A 16,905-nucleotide genomic window follows, 5' to 3' on the forward strand; every position below is an offset into this window, starting at 1 on the left:
CAGGGCCTGCCACCGGTGTAATTCTGGCTGGATAGTATGGAACCGCCAGACGGCGGTTCCATCGACAGTCATTAAGACTGTTTGCTCATCGCGGCAACTTCAGCAGCGAAGTCGGTTTCGACTTTCTCGATGCCTTCGCCCACTTCGAAGCGAATGAAGTTGGTCACGTCAGCGTTGTGCTCTTTCAGCACCTGAGCAACGGATTTGCTCGGATCCATAACGAAAGGCTGACCGGTCAGAGAAACTTCGCCGGTGAATTTCTTCATGCGGCCTTCAACCATTTTCTCTGCGATTTCTTTCGGCTTGCCGGACTGCATGGCGATGTCCAGCTGAACCTGGTACTCTTTTTCTACCACTTCAGCAGACACGTCTTCTGGCTTCACGAACTCTGGCTTGCTCGCCGCAATGTGCATTGCGATTTGCTTAACCAGCTCTTCGTCAGCGCCTTTAGCCGCAACCAGAACGCCAATGCGCGCGCCGTGCAGGTAGCTGCCCAGCACGTCGCCTTCCAGGGAAGCAACGCGACGAATGTTGATGTTTTCGCCGATTTTTGCCACCAGCGCTACGCGCTCTTCTTCGAACTGTGCTTTCAGCACGTCAACGTCAGTGATTTTGCCGGCCATAGCGGCATCCAGCACTTTGTCGGCGAACGCCTGGAAACCGGCGTCTTTCGCAACGAAGTCAGTCTGGCAGTTAACTTCCAGAATGATGCCGTAGTTGCCTTCGATCTTGGTTTTGATCACGCCGTCAGCAGCTACGTTGCCTGCTTTTTTAGCGGCTTTGATCGCACCGGACTTACGCATGTTTTCGATTGCCAGTTCGATGTCGCCGTTGGATTCAACCAGCGCCTTCTTGCAATCCATCATGCCAGCGCCGGTACGCTCGCGCAGTTCTTTTACCAGGGCAGCGGTAATATCAGCCATTTATTTTTCCTCGGTTATCTCGCGTGGAGACAGTTCTCATTCAGATAAGCAAAGGGGGCCTTTACAGGCCCCCCTAACCAACATATGTCAATACCTGGTTAATAAGGGCTCAGTGACGAGCTTGCCTTATTATTCAGCTTCTACGAAGCCTTCTTCCGCCTGAACGGCCAGATCTTGAGAACGACCTTCACGCACAGCGGCAGCAACAGCAGTCAGGTACAGGTTTACTGCACGGATTGCGTCGTCGTTACCAGGGATGATGAAGTCAACGCCGTCTGGGTTGGAGTTGGTATCAACGATAGAGAATACCGGGATACCCAGGTTGTTGGCTTCTTTGATCGCGATGTGCTCGTGATCGGCATCGATAACGAACAGTGCGTCTGGCAGACCGCCCATATCTTTGATACCGCCCAGGGAGTTTTCCAGCTTGGCCAGTTCACGAGTGCGCATCAGCGCTTCTTTCTTGGTCAGCTTGTCCAGGGTGCCGTCTTGAGACTGGATTTCCAGATCTTTCAAACGCTTGATGGACTGACGAACGGTTTTCCAGTTAGTCAGCATGCCACCCAACCAGCGGTGGTTCACGAAGAACTGGTCACAGCTGTTCGCAGCGTCTTTTACCGCTTCGCTTGCTGCGCGTTTGGTACCAACGAACAGGATCTTGCCTTTACGGGAAGAGATCTTGCTCAGTTCAGCCAGAGCGGCGTTGAACATTGGTACGGTCTGCTCCAGGTTGATGATGTGAACCTTGTTACGAGCGCCGAAGATGAAAGGCTTCATTTTCGGGTTCCAGTAACGGGTCTGGTGACCAAAGTGAACACCAGCCTTGAGCATGTCGCGCATGGAAACAGTTGCCATGATTAAACCTCTATAGATTAATTGGGGTTATGCCTCCACGTATCCCATAACGCCGACCCTGGCGGCGACAAGTCACCTCAGGGCACCCCGGCGGATGTGCCGATACGTGTGTGTTATTTACACAAAATGAGTGCAGTTAAAGTATTTTCGGCTCATTCCCGCCAGGTCACAAGAACCAAGACACGGATCGCCGGCGCGCTTTATACCATAAACCCGCCGCCGACACCAACTTTTGTTGCGTTTCGCCGGGCGTCAGGAAATGAAATTTGGCAGCCCCCGGCCGGGCTGATACCATAAGTCACTGCTTCTTATTGTCGACGATAACGACACCTGCGGACGAATTTCATGGCAATCTCAATTAAAACACCTGATGACATCCAAAAAATGCGCGTGGCCGGCCGCCTGGCCGCCGAAGTGCTGGAGATCATCGAGCCGCACGTCAAACCTGGCGTGACCACCGGCGAGCTGGACCGTATCTGTCACGAGTACATCACCAACGAGCAGCAGGCCATTTCCGCCTGCCTCGGCTATCACGGCTTCCCGAAATCCGTGTGCATTTCGGTGAACGAAGTGGTGTGCCACGGCATCCCGAGCGACGACAAAACGCTGAAAGACGGCGACATCGTCAACATCGACGTGACCGTGATTAAAGACGGTTTCCACGGCGACACCTCGAAGATGTTCATCGTCGGCAAACCGACCATTCTGGGCGAGCGCCTGTGCCGCGTTACTCAGGAAAGCCTGTATCTGGCGCTGAAGATGGTCAAACCGGGCATCCGTCTGCGCACCCTGGGCAAGGCTATCCAGCAATTCGTCGAAGCCGAGAAGTTCTCCGTGGTGCGCGAGTACTGCGGCCACGGCATCGGCGAAGTGTTCCACGAAGAGCCGCAGGTGCTGCACTATGACGCGGACGACGGCGGCGTGGTGCTGCAGCCGGGCATGGCCTTCACCATCGAACCGATGGTCAACGCCGGCGACTACCGCATCCGCACCATGAAAGACGGCTGGACGGTAAAAACCAAAGATCGCAGCTTGTCGGCGCAGTATGAGCATACTATTGTGGTGACTGATAACGGCTGCGAGATAATGACGTTGCGCAAGGATGACACCATCCCCAACATCATTACGCACGAGATGTAAGCACCGCGGCGAACGCCGCGTGCAGAATATCACCAGGCCGGCTTATGCCGGCCTTTTTTATGGGCTGCGCACTATGTCTGACAATCTTCTTCAACAGGCGGCCCCGGCCGTGCCGATGCCGCCCGCCTCCCCCAGCGCCTACGGCGACGACGAGCTCACCTGCCCGGTGCTGAAACAGCGGCTGGAACAGTTTCAGCTGTGGCTGGCGGCGGCGTTCGACGCCGGCTCCAGCGCAGAAAGCCTGGTGGCGGCGCGCAGCGACTTCATCGATCGCCTGCTGCGCCGGCTGTGGACGTTCTACGGCTTTGAAGATATCCCGGAAACCGCGCTGGTGGCGGTCGGCGGCTACGGCCGCGGCGAGCTGCACCCGCTGTCGGATATCGACGTGCTGGTGCTCAGCCAGCGCCGGCTGACGGAGCAACAGTCGCAGCGGGTCGGCGAATTCATCACCCTGCTGTGGGATCTCAAGCTGGAAGTGGGCCACAGCGTGCGCACCCTGGAAGAGTGTCTGCTGGAAGGGCTGGCGGATCTGACCGTGGCCACCAACCTGATCGAATCGCGCATGATCTGCGGCGACGTCGCGCTGTTCCTGCAGATGCAAAAACATATCTTCAGCGACGGCTTTTGGCCTTCGCCGCAGTTTTTCCACGCCAAGATCAACGAGCAGCAAGAACGTCATCAGCGCTACCACGGCACCAGCTATAACCTGGAGCCGGATATCAAAAGCAGCCCCGGCGGCCTGCGCGACATCCACACGCTGCTGTGGGTGGCGCGCCGCCACTTCGGCGCCACCTCGCTGGACGAAATGGTCGGCTTCGGCTTTCTCACCCAGGCCGAACGCAACGAGCTGAACGAATGCCAGAGCTTCCTGTGGCGCATCCGCTTTGCGCTGCACCTGGTGCTGCCGCGTTACGACAACCGTCTGCTGTTCGATCGCCAGCTCAGCGTCGCGCAGCTGCTGCGCTATGAAGGTGAAGGCAACGAGCCGGTCGAGCGCATGATGAAAGACTTCTACCGCATGACGCGGCGCGTCAGCGAGCTGAACCACATGCTGCTGCAGCTGTTCGACGAGGCCATCCTGGCGCTGGACGCCACCGAAAAACCGCGTCCGCTGAACGACGATTTCCAACTGCGCGGCGATCTGATCGATCTGCGTGACGAAACGCTGTTCATCCGCGAGCCGCAAGCCATCATGCGCATGTTCTACCTGATGGTGCGCAACCGCGAGATCAAAGGCATTTACTCCACCACCGTGCGCCAGCTGCGCCATGCGCGCCGCCACCTGAAACAGCCGCTGTGCACCATCCCGGAAGCGCGCGATCTGTTCATGGCCATCCTGCGCCATCCCGGCGCGGTGTCGCGCGCGCTGGTGCCGATGCACCGTCACAGCGTGCTGTGGGCCTATATGCCGCAGTGGGGCAAGATCGTCGGGCAGATGCAGTTCGATCTGTTCCACGCCTATACCGTCGACGAACACACTATCCGGGTGCTGCAGAAGCTGGAGAGCTTCGCCGATCCGCAAACCCGGCCGCGCCATCCGCTGTGCGTGGAGCTGTATCCGCGCCTGCCGCACCCGGAACTGCTGCTGCTGGCCGCCTTGTTCCACGATATCGCCAAAGGGCGCGGCGGCGATCACTCGATCCTCGGCGCGGAGGACGTGGTGGAGTTCGCAGAGTTGCACGGCCTCAACTCGCGAGAAACCCAACTGGTGGCCTGGCTGGTGCGCTGCCACCTGCTGATGTCGGTCACCGCGCAGCGCCGCGATATCCAGGATCCGACGGTGATCCAGCAGTTCAGCAGCGAAGTGCAGAGCGAAACTCGCCTGCGCTACCTGGTATGCCTGACGGTGGCGGATATCTGCGCAACCAACGAAACCCTGTGGAACAGCTGGAAGCAGAGCCTGTTGCGCGAGCTGTATTTCGCCACCGAGAAACAGCTGCGCCGCGGCATGCAAAACAGCCCGGATCTGCGCGAACGCGTGCGCCACCACCGGCTGCAGGCGTTGGCGCTGCTGCGCATGGACAACATCGACGAAGAGGCGCTGCACCGCATCTGGAGCCGCTGCCGCGCCGACTATTTCCTGCGCCACTCGCCGAATCAGCTGGCCTGGCACGCCCGCCATCTGCTGGCCCACGATTCCACCCAGCCGCTGGTGCTGGTCAGCCGCCAGGCGACGCGCGGCGGCACCGAGATCTTCATCTGGAGCCCGGATCGTCCTTATCTGTTCGCCGCCGTTGCCGGGGAGATGGATCGCCGCAACCTGAGCGTGCACGACGCCCAGATCTTCACCAACCGCGACGGTATGGCGATGGACACCTTTATCGTGCTGGAGCCGGACGGCAGCCCGCTGGCGCAGGATCGCCACGCGGCGATCCGCCAGGCGCTGCTGCAGGCCATCACCCAGCGTGAGTACCAGCCGCCGCGCGTGCGCCGCCCCTCTTCCAAGCTGCGCCACTTCAGCGTGCCGACCGAGGTCACCTTCCTGCCGACCCACACCGATCGCCGCAGCTACCTGGAGCTGACCGCGCTCGACCAACCCGGCCTGCTGGCGCGGGTGGGCGAAGTGTTCGCCGATCTGGGGCTGTCGCTGCACGGCGCGCGCATTTCCACCATCGGCGAGCGGGTCGAGGATTTGTTTATCCTGGCCGACGGCGAGCGGCGCGCGCTCGACCAAGAAACGCGCAGAAAGTTGGAGCAACGGTTGACAGAGGCCCTCACCCCAAACGATAAAATGTGATACAAGTAACTTTTTACCGACAACATCAGGAAAGAGAACAGCATGCAGCAATTACAGAACGTTATTGAAAGCGCCTTCGAACGCCGTGCGGACATCACCCCGGCGAACGTAGACACCGTAACGCGCGAAGCGGTAAACCAGGTGATCGGCCTGCTGGACAGCGGCGCCCTGCGCGTCGCCGAGAAGATCGACGGTCAATGGGTCACCCACCAGTGGCTGAAGAAAGCCGTGCTGCTCTCTTTCCGCATCAACGACAACAAGGTGATGGACGGCGCGGAAACCCGCTACTACGACAAAGTGCCGATGAAATTCGCCGACTACGACGAAGCGCGCTTCCAGAAGGAAGGCTTCCGCGTCGTGCCGCCGGCCACCGTGCGCCAGGGCGCGTTCATCGCTCGCAACACCGTGCTAATGCCGTCTTACGTTAACATCGGCGCCTACGTCGACGAAGGCACCATGGTCGACACCTGGGCCACCGTCGGTTCTTGCGCGCAGATCGGCAAAAACGTTCACCTGTCCGGCGGCGTCGGCATCGGCGGCGTGCTGGAGCCGCTGCAGGCCAATCCGACCATCATCGAAGACAACTGCTTCATCGGCGCGCGTTCCGAAGTGGTGGAAGGCGTGATCGTGGAAGAAGGCTCGGTGATTTCGATGGGCGTCTACCTCGGCCAGAGCACCCGCATCTATGACCGCGAGACCGGCGAAATCCATTACGGCCGTGTGCCGGCGGGTTCGGTGGTGGTTTCCGGCAACCTGCCGTCGAAAGACGGTTCTTACAGCCTGTACTGCGCGGTGATCGTCAAGAAAGTCGACGCCAAAACGCGCGGTAAAGTCGGCATTAATGAGTTATTGCGTACTATCGACTAAATTGAAATAGCGGGTGATTCACCCGCTATTTTTTTGTCTGCGTTTCGCTGGCAGTCACAGTCGCAGATCTCGCTTTCCGCCATAATCGCAGTCGTGGAATATAACGATCACATCTAAAGAGGGCGCAGTATGTACGATAACTTGAAGAGTTTGGGCATCAATCAACCGGAAGACGTCGATCGCTATAGCCTGCGTCAAGAGGCCAACAACGACATCCTCAAGATCTATTTCCGCAAGGACAAGGGCGAGTTCTTCGCCAAGAGCGTGAAGTTCAAGTATCCGCGCCAGCGTAAAACCGTGGTGGCGGACAACGCCGGCCAGGGCTACAAGGAAATTCACGAGATCAACCCGAACCTGCGTTACGTGATCGACGAGCTGGATCAGCTGTGCCAGCGCGATCAGGTGGAAGTGGATCTGAAGCGTAAAATCCTCGACGACCTGCGCCATCTCGAAGGCGTGGTGTCGCACAAGATTGCCGAGATCGAAGCCGATCTGGAAAAACTCACCCGCGGCAAATAATGCGGATCGGCTGACCCGCATCATCGTTAAGGCGCCCTGTTACGGCGCCTTTTTACGTTATGACTGCAGCAGCGTGCCCCACTGCTCGACCCACGGGCAGGCGGCCACTTCCGGCTCCGGCTGTTCCATCGCATCGATTTCCAGCACTTCGCCAACGCGGGTGGCGCCCTGTTCCTGCAGCAGCGCATCGAACGTGCGCCCGGCGCCGCAGAAGTGGTCATAGCTGCTGTCGCCGAGGGCGATCAGCCCATAGCGCAGCTCCGGCTGATAGCCAACCTGATCGCGGATAGCGTGGAACAGCGGCGCGATGCTGTCCGGCAGATCGCCCTGCCCGGTGGTGGAGGTGATCACCAGCGCGTAGTGCTGACGATAAAACTGCCAGGCCTCCAGCGTGCCCTCTTCGAACAGTTTGACCTCATGGCCCTGCTCGCTGAGGATGTTTTGCGCCTCTTCCGCCACCAGCAGCGAATTGCCGTAGACCGTTCCCACGAAGATACCAACCTGAGCCATGGCTCCTACTCCCTTCATTACCTTTAAAAATTGTCAGCTATCCTGACCGTTAGCCGCGCTAAACTCAACCCCGGCAAGTTCAGGGAATACCCCCGCCCAGCCGAACTGCGCCATCACCCCTTGCCAGGCCTCGTCCCAGCGCGCCGTTACCTGCAGCGGCTCGCCGGTCACCGGGTGCGTCAGCTGCAGATGGCTGGCGTGCAGCATCAGGCGCGGGCAACCGAAATGCTGCGCCATCCCGCGATTCTGCCGCAGATCGCCGTGCTTGCTGTCGCCGATGATCGGGTGGCGCAGGTGCGCCATATGGCGCCGCAGCTGATGTTTGCGGCCGGTTTCCGGCTGCAGTTCCACCAGACTGTAACGCGCGCTGTCGTAGCGGCCGACGGCCACCGGCATCTCTACCTGCGCCAACGGCCGGTAGTGCGTCACGGCCGGCTGCGGCCCCTTGTCGGCATCGGCATGTTTATCGGCGATTTTATCCAGCTCCGCCGTCAGCGGGTAGTCGAGGGTCGCCTCCTCCTGCACGTAACCGCGCACCACCGCATGGTAGGTTTTCTGCACCTGATGCTGCTCGAACTGCTGCGACAGCAGGCGCGCCACCTCGCTGGAGAGCGCCATCAGCAGCACGCCGGACGTCGGACGATCGAGACGGTGCACGGTAAAGACGTGCTTCCCGAGCTGATCGCGCACCGTCTGCATCATAAAGCGAGTTTCATGACGGTCCAGCCAACTGCGGTGCACCAACCAGCCCGACGGTTTGTTCACCGCCACCAGGTGTTCATCCTGATACAAAATCTCAATCACATCGCATTCCCAGGTCAATAGCCGTTTCGGGCGCGAGTATAACAGGCATGAGACGCAACGCTAGTTCACCCATTCGATGGTCACCAGGCGCGTATCGGCGCGGCCGCGATCGTCCACCGCCCGAATGCGGTAGCGCCCGTTGTTGATCGGCCGCCAGTCGATCGGTTTTTTACTGGCGCTGCTGCCGAGATAGATATCGTCGACGAACCAGTACACCGTCTTGCTGTCGGCGTCTGTCACCGCATTGAAGGCGATTTTGTCCCGTCCCTGTTGCGACTGGCGCAGGGTATAAGTGGTGTTTTTCAACGGCGAGGTGATGCGCGGCGCGTTGCCGCCGACGGCGATGCCGTTGTCCTTGCAGCGATTGACCGGCGGCGCCCGCTTCGGCAGCCCGGCCTGGGCGAACACGTTGGCCAAATCGGAAGGCCAGAATTCAAAAATTTCGGTGCGGGTCTGCGCCGCGTCATACGGCGGGCAAACAACCTCGCCGCTGTGAATATCCAGCACCACCGGCCGGTAGACGCTGTCTACCTTGATCGGCGACTTGCCGGGAATGAACCAGGTCTTGCCCTTTTGCTGGCACCACGGCGTCGGCAGATCGCCGCTGGCGAGACAGATGTCTACCCGCCGCAGCCGCTTGGGGAACGGATGTTTCGGTTCCCGCAGGGCGGGATAGCTGGCGTTGACGCTGTCGATGATATTGAAAAACAGCGGCGCGGCCGCCTCGGCGCCGACCAACGCATTGTTGCCGCGCCCATCGAAGTTGCCTTCCCACACCACCAGCACGTAAGGGCCGAAAATCCCGACGCTCCAGGCGTCGCGAAAGCCCCATGAGGTGCCGGTCTTCCAGTACACCGGCAGCGACGAAGAACGCTGCGCCAGCGTATCGCCCGGCCGCCGGTGCTGGCGCAGCATATCCAGCGTGATGAAGCTGGCCTCCTCGCTCAACAGCCGCACCGGCCTCGGTTCACCCTCGTTCAGCCGCAATCGCAGCGGCCGCAGCTCGCCGCGGTTCGCCAGCAACGCGTACAGCTTCGCCAGCTCCTGCGCCGTCACCTCGCCGCCGCCCAGCACCAGCGACAGTCCGTAGTGGCTCTCATTGGCCATATTGGCGACGCCGGTCAGGCGCAAAAACTGATAAAAGGTCGGCTGACGCAGCTGTGAGGCGACATAGACCGCCGGGATGTTACGGCTGAAATTCAGCGCGTCGGTGGCGGTCACCGGGCCGAGAAAACGCCGGTCGAAATTTTCCGGCGCATAGGCGCCGAACGACGAAGGCACGTCTTTCAGAATGGTCATCGGATGCAGCACGCCCTGCTCCATGCCCAGCGCGTAGATGAACGGCTTCAGCGTCGATCCCGGCGAACGCTTGGCGTTGGTGCCGTTCACCTGCCCCTGGATCGGACGATTGTAATAGTCCGCCGAGCCCACCAGCGCGCGCACCCCCATATCGCGGCTGTCCACCAGCAGCACCGCGGCGTTTTGGATGCCGCGGCTGCGGTTGCGGGCGATAAAAGCGTTGACCTGCCGTTCGACCAGCCGCTGCAGCCCGGCGTCCAGCGTCGTGTCTACGCGGGTATCGCGCTGCACCAGTTGCTGCGTCTGCAGGCGCAGCTGTTCGATAAAGTGCGGTGCGATATAAGGCACTTGTTCAGGCTGCCGCAGCGCCAACGGCAGGCGGAACAGCGTTTGCTGGCTGGCGTCGGTGGGGTAAACCCGCTGCCAACGCTGGAACAGACGATTGCGCGCCTGCGTCAACGCCGCGCCGAGCACGCCGGTTTTCGGCTCCAGACGGTAGCTGGGCGACTGCGGCAAGACCGCCAGCGTCAGCGCCTCCGGCAGAGTCAACTCCCGCGGCGACTTGGCGAAATAGATCAGGCTGGCGGCGCCGATGCTTTCAATGTTGCGGCCGTAGGGCGCGTAATTCAAATAGGCTTCCAGGATATCGCGCTTGGAGTAGCTCAGTTCCAGCTGCACCGCACGCAGCACCTGCAACACCTTGCCGCCCGGCGTACGGGTATTGAGATGCCAGCGCATCCGCGCCAGCTGCATGCTGATGGTCGAACCGCCCTGCATTTTGCCGCCGGCGACATAGCTGCGCCAGAAACCGCGCATCAGGCTGACGGGGTTAAAGCCGGGGTTATAGTAGAACCAACGATCTTCGTGCAGCAGCAACCCGCGCACCGCCAGCGGCGACACTTGCTCCAGCGGGGTCCACAGCCGGTAGCGATCGTCGTTGGCCAGGGTAATGCGCAGCAGCGCGCCGTGCCTGTCGTAATAAACGGAAGACTGCGGCAGCCCCTGCCACAGGGGCGGATGCGGCCACAGCCGAATTGCGGTCAACAGCAGCGCCAGTAAAAACACCGCCATCAAGCCGTTTTGCAGCACGCGCCCGGTCAGGATCTTCATACGTTCTCAGCATTCCGGCGCCAGACGCTGGCCTGGCGCCGGATACGGCCTAGTCGTTGCCCGCCGGCACCACCACCAGCTTGCCGCCGCCGGCCGACATGGCCTGCACTTCTCGGTCATACATGGCTTCGCCGTAGGCCGGTGGAATAATAAAGCTGCCGGTATTGGTGGCCTTGATCTGATAGACGAACTCCTGCACCTCGGTGCCGGCGCTGCCATAGATAATCACCCGATCTTCACGGATGTCGCTGTAATCCGGCGCCCAGGTGGAGCCTGTGGCGGCCAGCGGCGACTGCCAGCCGCCGCGATCGTCGCTCTCCTCACCGGCATCGGCCGGTTCCGGCGGCGTCTGCTGCACCACTTCGAACCCGCCCGGCAGCAGATCGACAATCGCCAGGTTGCTCTGCCCCTCTTTCGAGTTGGCGCGCACCTTCAGATGGACGTTGATCTTCTGCCCCAGCGTCACCTGCGTCACCGGTTTGCCCTGTTCGTCGGTGTACTCGCGGACGATCTCAATCCCGCGCGACAGCGCTTTTTGTGGCGCATTCAGATCGTAACCGGCCTGCGTCACCACATACCAGGCCGGCGCGCTGCCGCCGTTGGTGAAGCGCACGGCGGTAGCGTCGGCGTTAAATTGCCCCTGAACGAACAGCCCCTGCAGCTCGCTGATGCGCTGCGGGTCGCCGCCGCTTTTGCCCACCTGCACGATGCCTAACGCGTCCGCATTGGCGGATTGCGCCGCCACCTGGGCCGAATAGCTTTCCAGCGCCAGGATGCTCATTGCAGAGGAGTAGGTGGTATAACGCTCTTCCTTCAGTGCCTTGACCATATTCTCCAGCACCTGCGGCGGAATCGACGCCACCTTCTCAGGGAAGTGACGGGTAATCAAATACAGCCGCGTCGCATCCTGCACCAGCGGATCGAAATAGTTCTGCGTCCACCAGGCGCTGTCATAGGCTTTGCTCAGTTGCTGCCAGCTCGGTTGCAACAGCGCGGCGGCTTCGTCGTCCATCTTCAACAGGCGATAGGAAGAGGCCAGATACAGCGCGCTCAGATCGGTTTTCCACCCTTCGCCATAGCGTTTTTGCAGCGTATCCTGCACGGCCGCCAGCGAGTTGGTGGTCACTTCGCCCTGCAGCGTCAGCAGGTAGACCGCCCAACTGCGCAGGCGCAGCAGATACAGATCGTCGAAACCGCTGGCCGCCAGCTCCCGCAGCGCGCCGTTGGCTTCGTCCAGCATGCCTTCCGGCAGGGCGTAACCCGCCGCTTTGGCCTCGAGCAGATATTGCACCACATAAGGCGTGACGAAAGGATCGGCATCCGGCGACGAACGCCAGGCGCCGATCGCCCCGCTGTCGTTCTGACGGGCGCGCAGCACGCCCAGCAGGTTGCTCAGCTGCTTGCTGACTTCCGCCTGGCTCAGGCTGCTTTTCATCTCGGGATGGCGGCTCTGCAACATCAACGGAATGGAACGGCTGACGATCTGCTCGGAACAGTAATACGGATAATCCGCCAGGTATTGCGCCAACCCGCTGGTCAGCACCAGCGGCGAATTCGACACCGCCGCCCGGCGCTGCGCGAAGGCGTCGAACATCTGGCGCAGGCCATCGACATTCTGGCTGCCGCCGCTCATGCGCCCCATCACCGATTGAGTACGGTACGGCGCCGCCGGCCGCACCGAGGTGCTGACGGTGCGACGGCTGGCCTGGCCGCCGTAACGGGCGTCGAACACCAGCGGCGCATCGCCCAAAACGGCTTTGGCGCGCAGACGGAAGGCGATCACGCCCTCGCGTTTTTCCGCCAGCGTCAGGCTTTGCGTCGCGTTGCCCACCACCTCCAATTGCGGCGGCGGCGTCAGCAGGACGTTGATGGCTGCCGACTGGCCGTTCAGCCCTTCGAGGTTGTTGCTGACGCCCACGCTGACGTCGAACTCATCGCCCGGCGCCACCATCGCCGGCACGTTCGGCGTCATGATGAAGCTGTCGCGCACCGTAGCGGCGGTTTGCGCCTTGCCGATTTTCTCCGGCGTCACCGAAATCGCCATGACGCGGATCTTGCCGTTGAAGTAATCCGGCACCGGATAGACGAACTGTTTCTCGCCGCTGACCTCGGTAATGCCGGACCAATAGGCCACCGGCTTATCGCGCTTGCGCTTGAACGGGTTGAGATTGAGATCCAGCCCTTCGCCCGCATCGCCGCCCGGCGCCGCGGTCAGCGCCATCAGCTTGCTGAATTCCGGCAGGATCAGATCGAGGATCTGCGAGCTGCTCACGTTCAGTTCGCGCTTGCTGAAGAAGAACTCCAGCGGATCCTTCAGGCGATAACGCGCCACCTGCAGAATGCCCTCATCGACGGCGAACAGCGCCACCTGCTGCGGCGCATCGGTCTTGACCGTCATCGTCAGGTTTTCACCCGGTTTGATGACCTCCGGTGCCGTCACCTCAAGGCTGTTTTGGCGCGCCTTGGTACTGATCTTGAACGGCATCACGCCATAGCTCAGCGGGCTCATGAAGATCTCGCTGGAGTTCATGTCGCGCACGAACTGCACGTTGATGTAGCCGTTGCCCTCCATGCCGGCCGGCACGCGGATCGTCTGCACCGAGCTGGTGGTGTCGGTGTGGAACCACTGCCAGGCGTAAACCTTGTCCTTCTCGATGGTGATCAAGCCGCTGCCGGTATAGGGCGCGTTAATCGCCACCTCGATCTCTTCACCGGGCTGGTATTCCGCCTGGTTGAGTTTTAGCTTCAGTTCGGCGTTGCGATCCAGCGAACGGCTCAGGTTGGCGTTGCCGGCCACGCTGTAGGCGACGCGGTTGAGCGTCTTGCCCTGCGCATCTTCGATCACCAGCACGAAGTCGCCCGGCTTATCGGTCGCCAGCCGCAGATCCGCGCCCTGATCGCCCAGCGCCAGCGGCTGTTCCGAGAGCTGCACTTCCTTCATCTTCGACTGGTATTTGTAAACGCCCGAATCCTGTTTGGTCAGCACCGAAATGTATTTCTGTTCGATCAGCACCTGCTTCAGGTTCGGCATGGCGATCTGTTTCAAGGCCGGATCAATGGCGATCACGTTCAGATGCCGCTCCGCATCGCGATTGATGTAGCCCAGATCGCCGTCGGCCTTCACCCCAATCAGGTAATCGTAAGGCGAAACCAGCGTACGGGCGGTCGCCGCCACCGAGCGACCGCCGCCGGCAACGAACGCCTCCGACAACAGCTGCAGCTGATAAGTGGCGTCGGCGTAAGATTTCAGATCGAGCGGAATATCAGCCGCGCCGTGTTCATCGGTGGTGCGATCTTCCAGCTCGGTTTCGAACCCGTCGCTGTTTTGTCGGTTTTCGTAGAACGCATAATCCGGGAAACGATCGAAGCTTGGATACATTGGCCGCAGCGTCAGCCTGGTGGTCACACGGCGATCTTGCGCCGGGGTGCCGAACAGGTTCTGCACATCGATGCTGGCCTTCAGCTCAGACGGTTTGACCCAGCCTTGCTGGCGGTCCGGCGTCAACGCCAGCTTCACTTTCAGCTGATCCGGCTCGAACTCCTTCACATTGACTGCGGTATGGCCGAGCAGCGTGGAGGTGTCGTTGTTTTTGCCGATCAGATACAGATAAACGTTCCACTCGCCGGTGGGCGAGTTTTCATCGGTGGTATAGCTCAGTTCGTTGAAACCGCTGGCGCCCAGCGTCAGCGGCACGGTGGACATCAGCTTGTCGCGCGGATCGCGAATTTCGGCGCGCACCGGCACGCCGGCGAGGCCAACGCGCCAGTCAGCGGCGCGAGTGATCAGGCCGATATTGAAGGTATCTCCCGGCCGATACACGCCGCGGTCGGAGAACAGGTAGCTGCTGAGCGTGCGCGGATCGGTCGGCGTTTGTTCACCGGCAACGTCGAAGCGCGAGAAATCCAGCCCGCGATCGTTATAGCTGCCGGTCGGCAGGAAGGAGACATCCCCTTCTTTCTCCACCAGGAACATCACCGGCTGGCGCTCGTTGGTGTACACATCCAGCGCCGGGAAACGCACGTGGCCGTCGGCGCCGGTGGTTTGGCTGAGCAGCGTCACGCCGTTTTTGGCCACCACCGATACGTTGGCGCCGCTGACCGGCGCACCGCTTTGGATCGACTGCACGAAGACGTCGCGCGTCTTATCCTGCGAGCTCTTGGCGACGATGCCCAGATCGGTCACCACCACAAAACGCGAATCGCCGACGTCGGGCTGTTCTTCCCCTGCGCTCTCGTCCTGTTCCTGCTCCTGCTCGGCACCCGCCTCTTCCGCCGCCGGTTTGCGATTCGGCTGCCATTCCGACAGCGTCAACAGAAACACCCCACGATGGGAACTGGCGTTGGTGGAGAGATAGCGGGAAAGATCGATGCCCTGATAGTTCACTTCCCCCGGCCGCTCGTTGTTGAGCGACGTCTGGTATTTGAAATGCTCGGTGAAATACTCATCGTTGAGCCGGTTGAATTCCGTGGACGAGTATTCCCGGCTTTTGAAGGAAACAATGTGCTGCAGCTGACTCGGGATCACCCGCTTGATGTCCAGCCGCAGGCCCGCCACGTTGCGCGCCGCCACGCTGATCTGCTTGTCGCCGTTGACCGACAGCAGCGAGCCCTGCGACATGAACTGCAGCGATTTCGGGAACTCCGGCACTTCGACCACCCGATAAACCTTCTTCGGCATTTTGTAACCGCCGGCGGAGATCAGCTGGTTATCGATCTCGAGCAGCATAAAGCGGTGCGCCGGGGCGTCAAAACGAAAGCTGAACTGCGGCTGATAGGCCTCTTCCGCCTCGTTAAGCGTCAACGGCAGCGGCGTCGCCTGCGCCAGCACGTTCTTGCCGACGCTGTCTACCGTCCATGGGTAAAAGTCTTCAGCATCATTGGCGGCCTCGGCATCGCTCGGATCGTGCTGCGGCAGCAGCCAGGCTTTCGCGGCCCGCGCCAGCTCTTTATCCTTCACCGCATCGCTGAAACCAACCACCAGCGCACGCTGCCCTTTGCCGCCGTCGGTGTCCACCACCTGGGCGCTGGCGTCGCTCAGCGCCAGGCTGTACAGGGTAGGAACCTTGACCCAGTTGCTTTTCGCCTCTTCGACCGCGTTGCCGGCCGCCGTCGATTTAACGCCCTTGCCGACGGTCAGATGTACCGCGCCGCCCTGATCCAGCGCCTGCAGCGGCTCGGAATGCACCCAGGCGTTCAGTTTTTTCTCGTCATAGACCAGAGAGAAATTCAGCTTCTTCTCGGAGGTGGCGCTGCCTTCTTTCAATCCCAGCGAAATCTGTTTTTCAAAGCTGGCGACGTCGACCGGCGCGTTGAACTGCAGATTGAAAATCGCGCTGCGTTTCTGCGCATTCTGCGGATCGCGGTAGTACTCGGCCTGCCCCAGACGGTAGTCGAACGCAGGCACGGTGAAGGCATAGCGGGTTTTAGCGAGTTTGACCTGCGGCGCCAGCAAGGTAGCGGGCTCGAGGGTCACGTCATATTTCGCGCCCATCGGCAGCGGCTTTTTCGGCGTGAACACCAGCGTCGATTCATTGTTCCACGCCCACTGCCCTTCCGCCGTCGGTTTGAGGGTGATGCCGGCGCTCACGGTTTTACCCACCGCGGCGATCGGCGCGACCGAGCCGCTGAAGGCCAGACTCACCGTTTGTGGCGCTTGCCGGGCGGCGGTGTAATCTATCGGCGCGGGGTTAGCCAGCGATGCGCTGACCTCCTGAACCACCATCGGCGCCGGTTCGATCGGCTGGGGCCGATTTTGCCACCAGTGCCAACCGTAAAACGCGCCGCCCGCGGCGCCTGCCAGCAGCAGCAGGCCCAGACCGATCGCTTTCGGATGTTTATCCACGCCGCTTTCCAGCCGCAGAAAACCGCGCGGCAGCGCAGCCCACCAGGCCGGCGCGCGCCAGCTGAGGTTGCCGACCAGCGGTCTCAGCAACCGCCCCAACAGCGACAAGACCCCACCCAACAGGCGGCAAACGCCCTTAACCAGGGTAAAAGGCAAACGAAGGATAAACCTTAATAAATCCATTATTGCAGCACCTCATCATCCTAATGCAGCCCCCGGTCAACCGCCGCGGTTTAACCGAGCCGAAAGACGCCGTCGGCTCTCCTGCCCGGCATCCGCGCGAGTACTCTACACTGCCG

The 16,905-nt window shown here is 60.9% G+C and carries 10 protein-coding genes; 4 read left to right on the forward strand and 6 right to left on the reverse strand.

Annotated elements, in window-relative coordinates; translation table 11 throughout:
- Nucleotides 1-71: 71 nt before the first annotated feature.
- Both tsf and rpsB read right to left on the reverse strand, forming a co-directional pair.
- Entirely contained in the window at nt 72-923 is an 852-nt protein-coding gene (gene tsf, locus ACSBQS_RS21610; RefSeq protein WP_033644872.1) for a translation elongation factor Ts, read from the reverse strand.
- A gap of 129 nt (nt 924-1,052) precedes the next feature.
- Entirely contained in the window at nt 1,053-1,778 is a 726-nt protein-coding gene (gene rpsB, locus ACSBQS_RS21615) for a 30S ribosomal protein S2 (protein ID WP_016929891.1), read from the reverse strand.
- A 345-nt stretch (nt 1,779-2,123) separates the two neighbouring features.
- On the opposite strand from rpsB, the gene map reads away from it, so the two are divergent.
- The 4 genes from map (at nt 2,124) to ACSBQS_RS21635 (ending at nt 7,041) form a co-directional block, all read left to right on the forward strand.
- A complete protein-coding gene (gene map / locus ACSBQS_RS21620; RefSeq protein ID WP_028127527.1) occupies nt 2,124-2,918 on the forward strand; it encodes a type I methionyl aminopeptidase in 795 nt (264 codons plus the stop codon).
- A gap of 73 nt (nt 2,919-2,991) precedes the next feature.
- Nucleotides 2,992-5,655 (forward strand): bifunctional uridylyltransferase/uridylyl-removing protein GlnD, encoded by a 2,664-nt coding sequence (gene glnD, locus ACSBQS_RS21625; protein ID WP_033652507.1) that lies wholly within the window; start codon nt 2,992-2,994, stop codon nt 5,653-5,655.
- A gap of 42 nt (nt 5,656-5,697) precedes the next feature.
- Nucleotides 5,698-6,522: a 2,3,4,5-tetrahydropyridine-2,6-dicarboxylate N-succinyltransferase gene (gene dapD, locus ACSBQS_RS21630; protein WP_004931932.1), complete on the forward strand. Its 825-nt coding sequence runs from the start codon at nt 5,698-5,700 to the stop codon at nt 6,520-6,522.
- 129 nt (nt 6,523-6,651) lie between these two features.
- Nucleotides 6,652-7,041: a DUF3461 family protein gene (locus tag ACSBQS_RS21635; RefSeq protein WP_004931929.1), complete on the forward strand. Its 390-nt coding sequence runs from the start codon at nt 6,652-6,654 to the stop codon at nt 7,039-7,041.
- A 57-nt stretch (nt 7,042-7,098) separates the two neighbouring features.
- Here the strand turns inward: ACSBQS_RS21635 and ACSBQS_RS21640 are convergent, their stop codons facing one another.
- From ACSBQS_RS21640 to ACSBQS_RS21655, 4 genes are read right to left on the reverse strand one after another with little or no spacing between them, the layout of a single operon-like run.
- The gene (locus ACSBQS_RS21640) at nt 7,099-7,551 is read right to left on the reverse strand and encodes a flavodoxin (RefSeq protein WP_033644870.1); all 453 of its coding nucleotides are present in this window, start codon (nt 7,549-7,551) and stop codon (nt 7,099-7,101) included.
- A 33-nt stretch (nt 7,552-7,584) separates the two neighbouring features.
- Nucleotides 7,585-8,355, reverse strand: a complete 771-nt coding sequence (truC, locus tag ACSBQS_RS21645; RefSeq protein ID WP_042785783.1) for a tRNA pseudouridine(65) synthase TruC — start codon at nt 8,353-8,355, stop codon at nt 7,585-7,587.
- A 60-nt stretch (nt 8,356-8,415) separates the two neighbouring features.
- A complete protein-coding gene (gene pbpC, locus ACSBQS_RS21650) occupies nt 8,416-10,764 on the reverse strand; it encodes a penicillin-binding protein 1C (protein WP_047026599.1) in 2,349 nt (782 codons plus the stop codon).
- 49 nt (nt 10,765-10,813) lie between these two features.
- The gene (locus ACSBQS_RS21655; protein ID WP_434991336.1) at nt 10,814-16,789 is read right to left on the reverse strand and encodes an alpha-2-macroglobulin; all 5,976 of its coding nucleotides are present in this window, start codon (nt 16,787-16,789) and stop codon (nt 10,814-10,816) included.
- Between the last annotated feature and the right edge of the window lie 116 nt (nt 16,790-16,905).

It is taken from the genome of Serratia sp. H402Y (genome assembly GCF_051172415.1).
GTDB lineage: Bacteria > Pseudomonadota > Gammaproteobacteria > Enterobacterales > Enterobacteriaceae > Serratia > Serratia ureilytica.